Origin of the sequence: Roseovarius conchicola, from assembly GCF_041403425.1 — a bacterium.
GTDB classification, from domain to species: domain Bacteria; phylum Pseudomonadota; class Alphaproteobacteria; order Rhodobacterales; family Rhodobacteraceae; genus Roseovarius; species Roseovarius conchicola.
Genome location: NZ_JBGEHK010000002.1, coordinates 248,774 through 262,749, shown reverse-complemented (window position 1 = coordinate 262,749; position 13,976 = coordinate 248,774). Strand labels below are relative to the sequence as shown.

Here is a 13,976-nt window from a genome sequence, read left to right as displayed (position 1 = left end):
TTATTCAGGTCATATCTGCAGGAGAAATCGACATGCCCCCCAAGCCCCCCCGCGCCTGGCAAAAGATGCTGTCTGGCCGACGTCTTGATCTGCTCGATCCCACGCCGATGGATATCGAGATCGAAGATATCGCCCACGGCCTCAGCTTTGTTGCGCGCTGGAATGGGCAGACCATGGGCGATTACGCCTATTCAGTGGCCGAGCATTCCTTGCTGGTGGAACAGATTTACACCCGGTTAACACACAAAGCTCAGCCAAAATGGCAACTGGCCGCACTGCTGCATGACGCCCCCGAATATGTGATCGGGGATATGATCTCGCCGGTGAAATCCGCGGTCGGCCCGGGCTATGATGATCTGGACAAGCGTCTGACCGCGGCGATCCACATCCGCTTTGGTCTGCCCGCTTCGATCCCGACCCAGATCAAACGCCAGATCAAGAAGGCCGACCGGATCAGCGCCTGGATGGAGGCCACACAGATCGCCGGGTTCACGGTGGAAGAAGCCAACAAGTTCTTCGGTGCCCCGGATGCCAAGATGATCGCCGATCTTGATATCATCCTGCGTCCGCCGATGCAGGTGCGCGCAGGGTTCACCGCGCGACACCGTGAGTTACTGGACCAAATCGCATGATCCACATTCGCAACGCTGGCGCGTTGGACGCAGCCCCGATGGCTGACCTGCTCAATGCGATCATCGCCAAGGGCGGCACCACGGCGCACACCGTACCAGTGTCCAAATCCGATGTACTGGAATTCATGGGGTCATATCCGGGCAAAGCAGCATGGCTGGTGGCCGAAGATGACGACGGCGCGCTGCTCGGATTTCAGCTGATCGAACCGCATGAAAAGCTGCCCGCCAACGCCTGCGACATCGGCACCTTTACCCAGGTCGGGCGCACCAAGATGGGTATCGGATCGGCCTTGTTTGATCGGACCTGCACAGCCGCTCGGCAGCTGGGATATGCATGGATCAACGCCACCATCCGCGCCGACAATTCCGGCGGGCTGGCCTATTACCAAAGCCGTGGGTTCGAGGATTACAAGCTGGACCGGGATGTCGTGCTGGATGACGGCACAGTCGTGGACAAGATCAGCAAGCGCTATGATCTTTGAAAATGAGGCTTATCGCGGCGATCGTTTCGCCAAAATCCGCTGCAGGGTGCGGCGATGCATGTTCAGCCGACGCGCTGTCTCGGATACGTTGCGATCACACAATTCGTAAACCCGCTGAATATGCTCCCAACGCACACGATCCGCGCTCATCGGGTTTTCCGGGGGCGGGGGCAGCTCGTCCCCATTGGCCAGAAGCGCGTTACAGATGTCCGTAGCATCCGCCGGTTTTGACAGGTAATCCGTGGCGCCGATTTTTACCGCTGCCACGGCCGTCGCAATCGCGCCATAGCCTGTCAGGACGACAACACGGCTGTCCGGGCGTTTTTCGCGGATGGTTTCCACCACGTCCAGCCCGTTGCCATCCTCAAGCCGCAAATCACAGACCGCGTAGGCCGGGGGGCGTGCCGTGGCAATTGCCTGTCCGGCTGCAACGGATCCGGCGGTTTCAACATCAAAACCACGCTTTTCCATAGCCTTGGCAAGGCGTCGCAGAAAAGGTTCATCATCATCGACAAGCAGCAACGACCGGTCGTTGCCAATATTCAGATCGTACCCGCTCATGAGGTCTCCTGTTCGCCGTCCCTGCGCCAGACCGTTCTATCCCGGCCTGACTCACCCGTCAAACACAGGCTGTGATCAGCTGGCGGCGTTCACGAAACACGAAACGGTTTCGGCCATTTGTTCGGCGCCGATCTCGCGGCGGAAGAACTCCACAAAGCCCTGCTCGGGTAGTACCAGATAGGTGAAGGTGGAATGATCGACCAGGTAAAACTCGTCATCGCCATCTTCGGGTTCATGCGCCTGATAATAGGTCCGGTATGCCTGGCTGGCAGCCTTCACCTGCTCGGGGCTTCCGGTCAGACCCAGCATGCGGGGGTGCATGTAATCCGTGAACTCGGCCATCACTTCGGGCGTGTCGCGTTTGGGATCAATCGAGATGAAGACCGGTTTAACGATGTCACCCTTCTCTTCCAGAATATCGATCGCTTCGGCGTTCCTGACATTGTCCAGCGGGCAAACATCAGGGCAGAACGTATAGCCGAAATAGATCAGAGAGGGCTGATCGATCACGTCCTTGTCGGTCACCGTCTCGCCGGTTTCAGACACCAGCTCGAACGGGCCACCGATCTGCGACGATCCCCCCGCCACCTGGGCCGAACGGCATTGGCCAAATGGGTCATCACTGGCCACATCCTGGTTTGAGATCAGATAGACCCCGATCAAAAGGCCAATAACGGTCACACTTGCAGCGATAGCGATAATGCGGGTCATTTTGATCTCCGGATGCTTTGCCCTTGGCGGGTGTCTTGCGCACATCTAACATCGCTTTGGAAACATGCAACGGGACGCGTAGACGCAGATGAGCGAAATCTTTCAAGGCCTGATCAAATCTCCGCGAATTGACAATTGGATTCGGCTGCGCACGCTGATCCTGCTGCGTTGGTGGGCGATTATTGGTCAGATTTCGGCGCTGGTGATTGCACAGCGTTTGTACGATCTGACGCTGGATGTCGGGCTGTGCTATCTTGTGATCGGCGTGTCGGTGATCACCAACCTTGTGGCCAGCTTTATCTATCCGGAAAACAAGCGCCTGACCGAGCGTGAGACGCTGATGATCGTCCTTTACGACATGCTTCAACTGGGGTTGATGCTGTATCTGACCGGTGGGATGAACAACCCGTTTTCGGTGCTGATTGTCGGGCCGGTGATTGTCTCGGCCTCGGCAGTCTCGCCCCGCTCGACGCTGCTGCTGGGATTGATCACCATCGCCATCGCCACGGCGCTGACGCAATACTATATGCCGTTGCGCACCGCCGAGGGCTTTATCCTGCGCGTGCCGACTGTGTTCCTGTTTGGAAACTGGGTGGCAATCGTGATTGCCGTGATATTTCTCGGGGTCTATTCGCGGTGGATCGTCACCGAGATCAACGCGATGTCCAACGCCCTGCAGGCCACGCAAATGGCCTTGGCGCGCGAGCAAAAGCTGACTGATCTGGGCGGGGTCGTGGCCGCCGCCGCGCATGAGCTGGGCACACCACTGGCCACCATCAAGCTGACCAGCTCCGAATTGGCCGAGGAACTGGAAGACCACGAAGACTTGCGCGAAGATGCCCTTCTGATCCGCGAACAGGCGGATCGGTGTCGCGATATCCTGCAGTCGATGGGGCGCGCGGGTAAGGATGATCTGCACATGCGCGAGGTTCCCCTGACCGCGCTGATAGAAGAGGCTGCCGATCCGCATCTTGAGCGTGGCAAGACCATTCATTTTGATCACGGCGTCGAGTCCGGCTCTCTGCAATCACAGCCCAGCGTGCTGCGACAGGCCGAGGTGATCCACGGGTTGCGGAACCTGATTCAGAATGCTGTCGATTTCTCCGACAAGAATGTCTGGGTCGAAAGCACCTGGGATGCCGATACGATTGACGTGCGCATCATGGATGACGGGCTTGGATACCCGGCAAACCTGTTGGGCCGCATCGGCGAACCGTTTGTGCGCCGCCGGGGACATTACAACGATCCCCGCCGCCCCGAATATGAAGGCATGGGTTTGGGATTGTTTATCGCCAAAACGCTGCTGGAGCGATCAGGCGCCGAACTGAGCTTTGCCAATGGCTCGGACTCTTTTGCCACGATAACAAGCCACTCTGAACGCACGGGTGCTTTTGTCGAAGTGACATGGCCCCGCGCCGTGCTGGAAAACACCGATCACACCGCGCGACGGGCCTTGGGTGAGAACCGGCAAATCGAAGTTTAACCCGTTATCTTAACCATCTCTTAACCAAGGCAGCGCACCTTATGAGGGTTAATCACCTCAAGGGGACTGGGGATGACTTTGGTAACCCTGCCGCACTGGGCGGCGCTCTTACTGGTCTCAACTATAGCGGCTGCTTTTGTTCTGTGGGTGACGGGCATATTGGCCGCCCGCCGCAAGCCCGGGCAAGGGCACCTGACGGCAGAAGCACCGCGAAACCATTTCCTGTTTGATGGCAACACGCTGGTTGATCATGACATCGTCGCCCCATCCAAAGCTTTTGATGAAATCGAAGACTGGTCTGGACTACGCGATTGGCTGTCCTCACGGTTTGACAATCTACCCGATGATCTAAACACCCTTCCCGAGACCGAACAGGTGGTTTTTCAGACCGAAAGATCGTCCCTGCATCTTGCGCGCACGGGTGGGCAAATACGTATCTTTCTGGCGGATGAAACCGCCCATTCGGCCGCCGCATGGCACGATACAATAAGTGTAATCCAATCAGAACATAGTGCCGGATCGATTCTCGAAACGGCCCCCGACCCGATCTGGCGTACCGGGGCTGATGGCGCTGTCTTGTGGCATAACAAGGCCTGCGCTGAGCTAGAGGATGCAGATGGCAGGATGCCCAACATTAAAGATGTCAGCGATACGCGCATCTCTATGCAGGACAAAGAAGATGACGCGCCCCGCTGGTACGAATTACGTACGCGCGAAGATGGTGATCAACGGTTGCATTTCGCCACCAACATCACGCCGATCATTCAGGCCGAAACTGCGCAGCGTGAGTTTGTGCAGACCCTGACCAAAACGTTCGCGAACCTCACCATTGGTCTGGCGATCTTTGACAAAAACCGCCAACTGGCGCTGTTCAATCCGGCTTTGATTGACCTGACCGGCGTGCAGGTAAGTTTTTTAAGCGCACGGCCCGATCTGATGGATGTATTCGATCAGCTGCGCGAACAACAGGTGATGCCTGAGCCAAAGAATTACGCCGACTGGCGCGCGCAGATCCGCGATGTCGTCGCCCAAGCCAATACCGGGCTTTACCAGGAGATTTGGACCCTGCCGACCGGGCTGACTTACAAGGTCACCGGGCGGCCCCATCCCGATGGCGCCGTGGCCTTTCTGTTCGAAGATATCTCGGCCGAGATTTCCCTGACACGGCGGTTCCGCACCCAGATCGACCTGCGCCAATCGGTTCTGGATCACATGGGTGCAGCTATTGCCGTCATCTCACCCAACAACCTGTTGATGTTCTGCAACCGGCCATGCACGGATTTGCTGCGTGTGGACCCTGACACCAGCTTTGCGGATATGTCGCTGCGCGATCTTCTTTCCGCCTGTCGTGACAGTTTGCAGGCGGGTGAGCCATGGTTGGAATTCGAACAGCAACTTCTGAACGACCGCGCCAGCAATCCGGAGCATGTCACGCTGGATCATCCCGAGGGCAAACCGCTTCTGTGCGAACTCAAACTTCTGTCGGGCGGGATCAAGATGCTGATCTTTTCTCCGCTCCTGCACACCCACACTGATCTGGAGATCAAGGCCGCTTCGTAATCCCGCTTGCGGGCCGGAGGCGCGCGTGTAGTGTTGGGCCATGCCCGATCAGCACACGCTTACACTCTCCTCCTCATCACCAGAACACAGCCGCCGGATGGCCTGTGCCCTCGCCCCGCATTTACGCACGGGCGACACCATTCTGTTGTCCGGGGATGTAGGGGCTGGGAAGACCCATTTTGCGCGCGCGATCATTCAGGCCTCACTGGATATTCTCGAAGATGTGCCATCCCCCACCTATACGCTGGTTCAGACCTATCCGGGCCAGTGGGGCGAGATTTGGCATGCCGATCTCTACCGCCTGACCAGCACGCAGGAGATTGAAGAACTCGGCCTGTTGCAGGCCTTTGACGAGGCAATTTGCCTGGTGGAATGGCCCGACCGTCTGGACGATCTCGCCCCGTCGCAAGCACTTGGTATAACATTGTCTTCAGGGGATCATGATAACGCGCGTCGAATTGATCTGCGCTGGAACGATCCGCGTTGGCGCGACATGCTGGAAGGGCTTGCCGATGTCTGATCGCGACATTGCCGTTCATGCATTCATTCAGGGCGCAGGCTGGGGCGATGCCACGGTTGGCCCTCTGGCAGGAGATGCCTCGAACCGGCGCTACCTGCGCCTGACGCGCGAGGGTGAAACCGCCGTGGTGATGGATGCTCCGAAAGAGAAGGGCGAGGATATTCGCCCCTTCCTGCACATCGCGGGCTACCTCAGCGGTATTGGCCTAAGCGCCCCCGCCATTCTGGCCTCGGATGAGGCGCAGGGGTTCATCCTGCTGGAAGACCTTGGCGATGACCTGTTTGCCCGGGTGATCCCAAAGCACCCGGAGATGGAAAACAGTCTCTATGCCTGCGCAACTGACCTTCTGGCCGAGTTGCATCGGCATGCTCCGCCCCCTGATCTTGCGCCCTATGATGCTGCGATCATGGCCGATATGGCGGCACTGGCCTTTGACTGGTACCTCACCGCCGCTCGGGGCGAGAACACAGTTGCCCGTGCGGAGTTCCATGGCGCCATAACGGCTGTTCTTGACACGCTGACGCCCATGCAAACTGTGCTGATCCAGCGCGATTATCATTCCGAAAACCTGCTCTGGCTGCCCGATCGCCGTGGCGTAGCACGCGTCGGGCTTCTGGATTTTCAGGACGCAATGCTGGGCCATCCAGCCTATGATCTGGTCTCGCTTCTGCAAGATGCCCGGCGCTATGTGCCGCCCGATATCGAGTCACAGATGATCGCGCGCTATGTGCAGAACACCCAACAAGACCACGACGCTTTCACAGCCGCCTATCACGCCCTCGGCGCTCAGCGAAATCTGCGGATCCTGGGTGTGTTTGCCCGGCTCTGCGTGCGCGATGGCAAGGCGCATTATGTTGACCTGATCCCCCGCGTCTGGGACCTTTTGCAACGCGATCTGACACATCCTGCCCTGCAAAATCTCTCCGCTCTGGTGCATACCCACCTTCCCGCACCCACCAATTCACTCCTGAAAACCCTGAAAGACAAATGCGCGACAATCCCATCTCAGTCATGATGTTCGCCGCAGGCTTTGGCACGCGCATGGGTGCCTTGACGGCAGACCAGCCCAAGCCGCTGATCAAGGTGGCAGGTAAGCCGTTGATCGACCATGCACTGGATCTGGTCGATGGGTTTGGCACACTGCGCATTGTCGCGAACCTGCATTACAAACCCGAACAGCTTGAGCGTCATCTGGCGGGGCGCGATGTTTTGCTGTCAAATGAACAGCCCGATATTCTGGAAACCGGCGGCGGGCTGCGCCATGCTTTGCCGCTTTTGGGGGGCGGCCCGGTTTTTACGACAAACACCGATGCTATCTGGCGCGGTCCTAATCCATTCAAACTTTTGGCAGACGCCTGGGACCCGATGCAGATGGATGCGCTTTTGCTGTGCATCCCGCTGAATCACGCCGAGGGCTACACTGGTACGGGCGATTTCCTGATCGACGCCGAAGGCCGGGCCAGCCGTGGTCCCGGCCTGATTTACTCCGGCGTACAGATCCTCAAGACAGAGGGCCTGCATGACATTCCCGACCGTGCCTTTTCCCTGAACCTGCTCTGGGACAGGGTGCTTGCAGATCGTCGCCTTTTCGCGCTGCCATACCCGGGCAAGTGGTGCGACGTCGGACAGCCCGAGGGCATCAAAGTGGCCGAAGCGATGCTGGATGCGCCCGATGTTTGAGCCCTCGGACACCCCCCGGGTTTTCGGCCTGCCACCCGGCGTGGATTTCCCCCAGGCGTTGATCGCCGGTCTGCAAACCTTTCTCGAAGGGCACCCCCCCGAGCAAATGGCCCGCGTGCAGCTGATCGTGAACACCCGGCGTATGGCCCGGCGCATCCGCACGCTCTTTGATCAGGGCTCTCCCGGCCTGTTGCCGCGGATCAATCTGGTCACTGATCTAGGCGAAGACTGGGGCATTGGCCAAATCCCACCCGCCATTCCGCCGCTTCGCCGAAGGCTGGAATTGACCCAGCTTGTGGCGGGTCTGCTGGAACAACAGCCTGATCTGGCCCCGCGATCATCCCTGTTTGATCTGGCGGACAGCCTTGCCAGCCTGATGGATGAAATGCAGGGGGAAGGCGTCTCGCCCAATGCGATCGAGGCACTGGATATCACTGACCAATCGGGGCATTGGGCGCGGATCAAGACCTTTTTGGGCATTGTCAGACACTATTTTGATGCTGAATCCGATGAACCGGATATGGAAGCACGCCAGCGTCTGGTGATCGAGCGATTGGTTGCAAAATGGCAGGATACGGCACCTGATCACCCGATCATTGTCGCCGGGTCCACCGGATCGCGTGGAGCAACGCAACTGTTGATGCAGGCCGTTGCGCGACTGCCGCAAGGGGCGCTGGTCTTGCCCGGATTTGATTTCGACATGCCCGCCCCGGTCTGGACCGCGTTGGGCGATGCGATGCTGTCCGAAGATCACCCGCAATACCGTTTTCATCGGTTGCTCTCTGCTCTGAACATGCCCGCCAATCAGGTTCCGCGCTGGCATGACACGCCACCCGCCAATCCAGCCCGAAACAAGGTGCTGTCGCTTGCCTTGCGTCCCGCGCCGGTCACCGATCAATGGCTGAGCGACGGGCCTGATCTGGGGGATCTTACCCCGGCCATGCAGGATGTGACCCTGATCGAAGCACCGTCCTCCCGCGCCGAGGCACTGGCCATCGCCATGCGCCTGCGCAAGGCTGCCGAAGATGGACAAACCGCCGCCCTGATCACGCCGGATCGGACCCTGACCCGACAGGTTACTGCCGCGCTGGATCGGTGGGCCATTCTGCCAGACGACAGCGCCGGGCAACCCTTGCACCTGTCGCCACCGGGACGGTTCCTGCGTCACGTGGCCGATCTGTTTGGACAACCGCTGACCGCAGGCACTCTGCTGACCCTGCTCAAACATCCATTGACCCATAGCGGCGGCGCGCGAGGCGATCATTTGCGACTGACCCGGGAATTGGAACTGCACCTGCGCCGCAATGGCCCGCCCTTTCCCGAGCCATCGGATTTCACCACCTGGGCCGCAGGGCAAAAAGACCCCTTGGCCGCAACATGGGCTGCGTGGCTGTCGGCTTGTTTCTGTGGTCACGAAATCCGCGAGGATCAGGCCCTTGCGACGCGCGCTTCCACCCATCTGGATATCGCCGAAAAAATCTCTGCCGGGTGCCAGCCCGAAGGTGACAGCGAGCTGTGGAAAGACACGGCAGGGCGCGAAGCGCTGAGTGCCACCACAACGCTGACAGACGAAGCCCCCCATGGAGGGGCGCTCAGCGCGCGCGATTACGCCAGCCTGTTTCACGCCATCCTGTCCCGCCACGAGGTGCGCAACCCGGATACACCGCATCCTCATATCCTGATCTGGGGCACGCTTGAGGCGCGCGTGCAGGGTGCCGATTTGCTGATCCTCGCGGGCCTGAACGAAGGCACCTGGCCGGGGATGCCCGATCCTGATCCCTGGCTGAACCGGGCCTTGCGCCATCAGGCGGGGCTGTTGCTGCCCGAGCGGCGCATCGGTTTGTCGGCACATGATTTCCAACAGGCAGCCGCCGCGCCCGAGGTCTGGTTGACACGTTCGATCCGCTCGGATGATGCCGAAACGGTACCGTCGCGGTGGGTCAACCGGTTGACCAATCTCTTATCGGGCTTGTCGGCGCAAGGGGGTGTTGCAGCCCTGAAAGATATGCGCGCGCGGGGTGCCGAATGGCTGGCCCTCGCCCGCGCATTGGAGGCCCCTGATCCAATCGATCCGGCCCCGCGCCCGGCACCTTGCCCACCCGCCAAGGCGCGGCCTCGCCAGCTTTCAGTGACCGAAATTCAGCGCCTGATCCGTGATCCATATGCGATTTATGCCAAGCATGTGCTGAACCTGCGCCCGCTTGATCCACTGATGCAGGCCCCGGATGCGTTGTTGCGGGGGATCGTTCTGCACGGTGTTCTGGAGAGTTTCATTCGCGAAACCAAAGATGCGCCCGAACGCTGCACCAAGGATCTTCTGATGCAAAAAGCAGTCTCTGACCTGGCGGAAAACGTTCCCTGGGCCGAGGCGCGCGCGACATGGCTGGCCCGTCTGGATCGTGTGGCTGACTGGTTTGTTGAAACCGAAGCGGCGCGGCGTTTGCTTGCCACCCCGACAGCATTTGAAGCCAGGGGAAGCGCCGGAATCGATAGGCTCGATTTCACGCTCACCGCCACGGCGGACCGGATTGACATGGATGACGCCGGCGGCCTGCACATCTATGACTACAAAACCGGCACACCCCCAAGCAGGGATGAGCAACTCCATTTTGATCGCCAGCTTCTGCTGGAAGCCGCAATTGCCGAACAGTCCGGCTTTGGCGATCTGGCAGCGGCCCGTGTGGCGCGGGCGATTTTCATCGGACTTGCCTCGGGCGGCAAGGAAGTGGCGGCCCCACTGACCGAAGAACCGCCCGAAAAGGTCTGGCAGGAATTCGAGGCGCTGATCACCACCTATGCGGCCCCCACCACCGGCTATACCGCGCGCCGCGCCATGCGGAACAAAGATGCGGTCAGCGATTACGATCAACTTGCGCGGTTTGGTGAATGGGACATCACCACCGACCCCAACAAAAGCGGGGTGGGCTAGATGCAGCGCAACGAGGCAACAAACCACCAGATCAAAGCGGCGCAACCGCACCGGTCCACCTGGCTGTCGGCCAATGCCGGATCGGGCAAAACCCGGGTTCTGACCGACCGGGTCGCCCGGCTGTTGCTGGATCGCGTCGATCCGCAACACATCCTCTGCCTCACCTACACCAAGGCCGCCGCCAGTGAGATGCAGAACCGATTATTCCGTCGGCTTGGGGATTGGGCGATGTTGCCCGACAGTGAGCTGAGCGATCAATTGCGCGAGCTTGGTATCGAGGCCAGTCTTGGGCCGGACGACCTGCGCCACGCCCGCCGCCTGTTTGCCCGTGCAATCGAGACGCCCGGCGGCTTGAAAATTCAAACGATTCATTCATTCTGTTCCGCACTTCTGCGCCGTTTTCCGTTAGAGGCCGGTGTCACCCCGCAATTCACCGAGATGGAAGAGCGGACCGCCAGCCTGCTGCGCAGCGAGATTGTCGAAGAGATCGCATCGGGTCCTGAGGCCGACACACTCTACACCATGGCGCGGCACTACACCGGCGAAAGCTTTGCCGACCTGACCGCCGAGATCGTCCGCCACCGCAGCCATTTCGCCGAAACGCTCACCGATGCCGTTCTGGAAGACCAGTTTGGCCAGCCCGCCGATCTGACACTGGACGACATCGCCGATCTTGCCTTCATCGGTGACGAGCAACCTTTGCTTGACGCGATGATCCCCGCGCTTGAGTCCAGCAGTGCAAATGATCAGAAGGCCGCTGCCAAGCTGGCCGAGATCGCGGAACTGGATGCCCGCGCCCTGCCTCGTCTGGAAAGCGTGTTTCTGACCGGCCCATCCGCCAAAGAACCCTTTACCGCAAAGATGGGCAGTTTCCCCACCAAGAACGGACAGAGTTTACTGGCCGCACATATGCCCGGGATCGAGGCATGGATGCGCCGGGTCGAGGCCGCACGCCCCGCACGTCTGACCCAACAGGCCATCGCCAAAACCCAAGCCCTGCATGCTTTTGCACAGGTTTTCCTGCCCGCCTATGACGCCGCCAAACAGGCACGCGGTTGGCTGGATTTCGACGACCTGATCCTGCGCGCCCGTGATCTGCTGACCGATCCGGATGTTGCCGCCTGGGTTCTGTTCCGTCTGGATGGCGGCATTGATCACATTCTGGTGGACGAGGCGCAGGATACCAGCCCGGTGCAATGGCAGGTGATCGAACGGCTGGCGCAGGAATTCACCAGCGGGGAAGGTGCGCGAACCGACGTGTTGCGCACGATCTTTGTGGTCGGGGACAAGAAACAGTCGATCTATTCTTTCCAGGGGGCGGACCCGCGCGAATTTGACCGGATGCAGAGCGAATTTGCCCAGCGCCTTTCGGCCAGCGAAACACCCCTGCAACAGATGGAGCTGGCCTATTCCTTCCGCTCCTCCCACGCGATCCTATCGCTGGTGGACAAGACCTTCAGTCAAAGTGAAAAAAGCGGTTTTACGCCGGAACAGTCTCACAAAGCCTTCAAGTCGGATATGCCGGGACGGGTGGATTTATGGCCGGTAATCCCGCCGCCCGAGAAGGAAGACAAGCCAGACTGGCACGATCCGGTAGATGTGAAGGCCGCCAATGATCCGTCTGTTCTGTTGGCTCGCGAGATCGCAAGCTCGATCAAGGCAATGATCGACGCGCGCATGCCATTGCCGCAAAATCCCGAAGATGGCGGACCGTATCGGTGGCGCGCCGTGCAGCCGGGCGATTTCCTGATCCTCGTGCAACGGCGCAGCGATCTCTTTCACGAGATCATCCGCGAATGCAAAAACCACGACCTGGCTGTCGCCGGGGCAGATCGGTTGAAGGTCGGCGCGGAACTGGCCGTGCGCGATTTGGCCGCTTTGCTGTCGTTCCTTGCCACGCCCGAAGACAGCCTGTCACTGGCCGTTGCGCTGAAATCCCCACTGTTCGGGTGGAGCGAGGCGCAGCTTTATGACCTCGCCCAAGGCCGGAACCAGAAATACCTCTGGGCCGAAATGCGCGATCGTGCTGATGAGTTTCCCGACACGATGCCGATCCTGCGTGATCTGTTGCAACAGGCCGATTTCTTGCGCCCCTATGATCTGATCGAGCGTATTCTGACCCGCCATCACGGGCGGCATCGCCTGTTGTCGCGGCTGGGCCCCGAAGCCGAAGATGGCATTGATGCGCTGCTGGCTCAGGCCATGGCCTATGAGCGCCATAGCGTCGACAGCCTGACCGGGTTCCTGATCTGGATGGAAACCGATGACCTGGAAATCAAACGCCAGATGGACAGCGCGGGAAACCGCATTCGGGTGATGACCGTGCACGGGGCCAAGGGGCTGGAAGCGCCAATCGTGATCCTGCCCGACAGTGGCAAGCGCGATGTCCGCCTGCGCGATCAAATGGTGATCACGAACGGGACGCCTCTCTGGCGGACATCTTCGGATGAAGCGCCCAGCGCCATTCTTGAAGCCAATGAAGACGCCAAGACCCGCGAGCGCGCAGAACGGGATCGCTTGCTTTACGTCGCGATGACCCGGGCCGAGAAATGGCTGATCGTCGCCGCGGCCGGCGATCTGGGAAAAAACGGCGATAGCTGGCATGACAAGATTCGCAACGGAATGACAGAAGCAGGCGCGACACCGCATGCATTCAGCCTTGGCGAAGGATTACGCCTGTCCCACGGGGATTGGGCCGAAACAGAGACAGAGTCGGGCGCGACAAAGGAAGTGGCCTTGCCGCCTCTGCCCTCGTTGTTTGAGCAGCCCGCGCCGCATGTTGATCCCAAGCCCGAGACGCTCAGCCCATCTGATCTGGGCGGGGCCAAAGCACTGCCCGGCGAAGGTTTGGATGAAGACGCTGCGAAACTGCGTGGCCGTCAGATCCACCAGTTGTTGGAAATCTTGCCCGATTTGCCACAGAACGCGTGGCCGGGCACCGCCGTCCAGATCCTTGGCCAGGGGGCCGATCCAACGCTTCTGTCCGAGGCGGCGAGGGTGCTGACGGCCCCGTCTCTGGTGCATATCTTTGACGGCAACGCCCTGGCCGAAGTTCCGATCACGGCCAGCCTGCCAGCCTTGCAGGATCGGCGCATTCACGGCGTGATTGATCGGCTGATCATCACCGACACCCATGTCACCGCGATTGATTTCAAAACCAATGCCGTGACGCCTGAAACACCCGCCACTTGCCCCGATGGTCTTCTGCGGCAGATGGGGGCCTATGCCCATGCGCTGCAGATCATCTATCCAGACCGCCAGATCGACACGGCAATCCTGTGGACGCGCACCGCGACGCTTATGCCTCTGCCACACGATCTTGTGACAGATGCCCTGCGGACCACCCAGATATCTTGACGTTGCGCCCGCGCCTACCTAGGTTCAACATCCGAAACACGCCCCCTTTAGGAGAGAGTCC

At 59.8% G+C, this 13,976-nt stretch carries 11 protein-coding genes; 9 read left to right on the top strand and 2 right to left on the bottom strand.

Translation table 11 applies throughout. From position 1 onward, the window contains the following. Window positions 1-32: 32 nt before the first annotated feature. Window positions 33-632 (top strand): HD domain-containing protein, encoded by a 600-nt coding sequence (locus V6N02_RS07160; RefSeq protein ID WP_371224840.1) that lies wholly within the window; start codon window positions 33-35, stop codon window positions 630-632. Continuing rightward, complete coding sequence (locus V6N02_RS07155; RefSeq protein WP_371224839.1) at window positions 629-1,114, top strand: GNAT family N-acetyltransferase; 486 nt, start codon at window positions 629-631, stop codon at window positions 1,112-1,114. Before V6N02_RS07160 ends, V6N02_RS07155 begins: the two co-directional genes overlap by 4 nt. Before the next feature lie 9 nt (window positions 1,115-1,123). Here V6N02_RS07155 and V6N02_RS07150 read toward each other — a convergent pair whose 3' ends face one another. Together V6N02_RS07150 and V6N02_RS07145 are read right to left on the bottom strand one after the other, a co-directional pair. Further along, entirely contained in the window at window positions 1,124-1,675 is a 552-nt protein-coding gene (locus V6N02_RS07150; RefSeq protein ID WP_371224838.1) for an ActR/PrrA/RegA family redox response regulator transcription factor, read from the bottom strand. A gap of 75 nt (window positions 1,676-1,750) precedes the next feature. Next, window positions 1,751-2,386 (bottom strand): SCO family protein, encoded by a 636-nt coding sequence (locus V6N02_RS07145; RefSeq protein WP_371224837.1) that lies wholly within the window; start codon window positions 2,384-2,386, stop codon window positions 1,751-1,753. A gap of 88 nt (window positions 2,387-2,474) precedes the next feature. On the opposite strand from V6N02_RS07145, the gene regB reads away from it, so the two are divergent. The 7 genes from regB (at window position 2,475) to addA (ending at window position 13,915) form a co-directional block, all read left to right on the top strand. Then, window positions 2,475-3,869, top strand: coding sequence for a sensor histidine kinase RegB (gene regB, locus V6N02_RS07140; protein WP_371224836.1), 1,395 nt, complete (start codon window positions 2,475-2,477; stop codon window positions 3,867-3,869). A 72-nt stretch (window positions 3,870-3,941) separates the two neighbouring features. Beyond that, window positions 3,942-5,429, top strand: a complete 1,488-nt coding sequence (locus V6N02_RS07135) for a PAS-domain containing protein (protein ID WP_371224835.1) — start codon at window positions 3,942-3,944, stop codon at window positions 5,427-5,429. Between the two features lie 40 nt (window positions 5,430-5,469). Next, complete coding sequence (tsaE, locus tag V6N02_RS07130) at window positions 5,470-5,949, top strand: tRNA (adenosine(37)-N6)-threonylcarbamoyltransferase complex ATPase subunit type 1 TsaE (protein WP_371224834.1); 480 nt, start codon at window positions 5,470-5,472, stop codon at window positions 5,947-5,949. After that, window positions 5,942-6,964 (top strand): aminoglycoside phosphotransferase family protein, encoded by a 1,023-nt coding sequence (locus V6N02_RS07125; protein WP_371224833.1) that lies wholly within the window; start codon window positions 5,942-5,944, stop codon window positions 6,962-6,964. The genes tsaE and V6N02_RS07125 overlap by 8 nt, the downstream gene beginning before the upstream one ends. Beyond that, window positions 6,937-7,629 carry a nucleotidyltransferase family protein gene (locus V6N02_RS07120; RefSeq protein ID WP_371224832.1) on the top strand — a complete coding sequence of 231 codons (693 nt, stop codon included), beginning with the start codon at window positions 6,937-6,939 and terminating at the stop codon, window positions 7,627-7,629. Before V6N02_RS07125 ends, V6N02_RS07120 begins: the two co-directional genes overlap by 28 nt. After that, window positions 7,622-10,558, top strand: a complete 2,937-nt coding sequence (gene addB, locus V6N02_RS07115; RefSeq protein WP_371224831.1) for a double-strand break repair protein AddB — start codon at window positions 7,622-7,624, stop codon at window positions 10,556-10,558. The genes V6N02_RS07120 and addB overlap by 8 nt, the downstream gene beginning before the upstream one ends. After that, on the top strand, window positions 10,559-13,915 hold the full coding sequence (addA, locus tag V6N02_RS07110) for a double-strand break repair helicase AddA (RefSeq protein WP_371224830.1): 3,357 nt from the start codon (window positions 10,559-10,561) through the stop codon (window positions 13,913-13,915). It begins immediately after the preceding gene. Window positions 13,916-13,976: the final 61 nt, after the last annotated feature.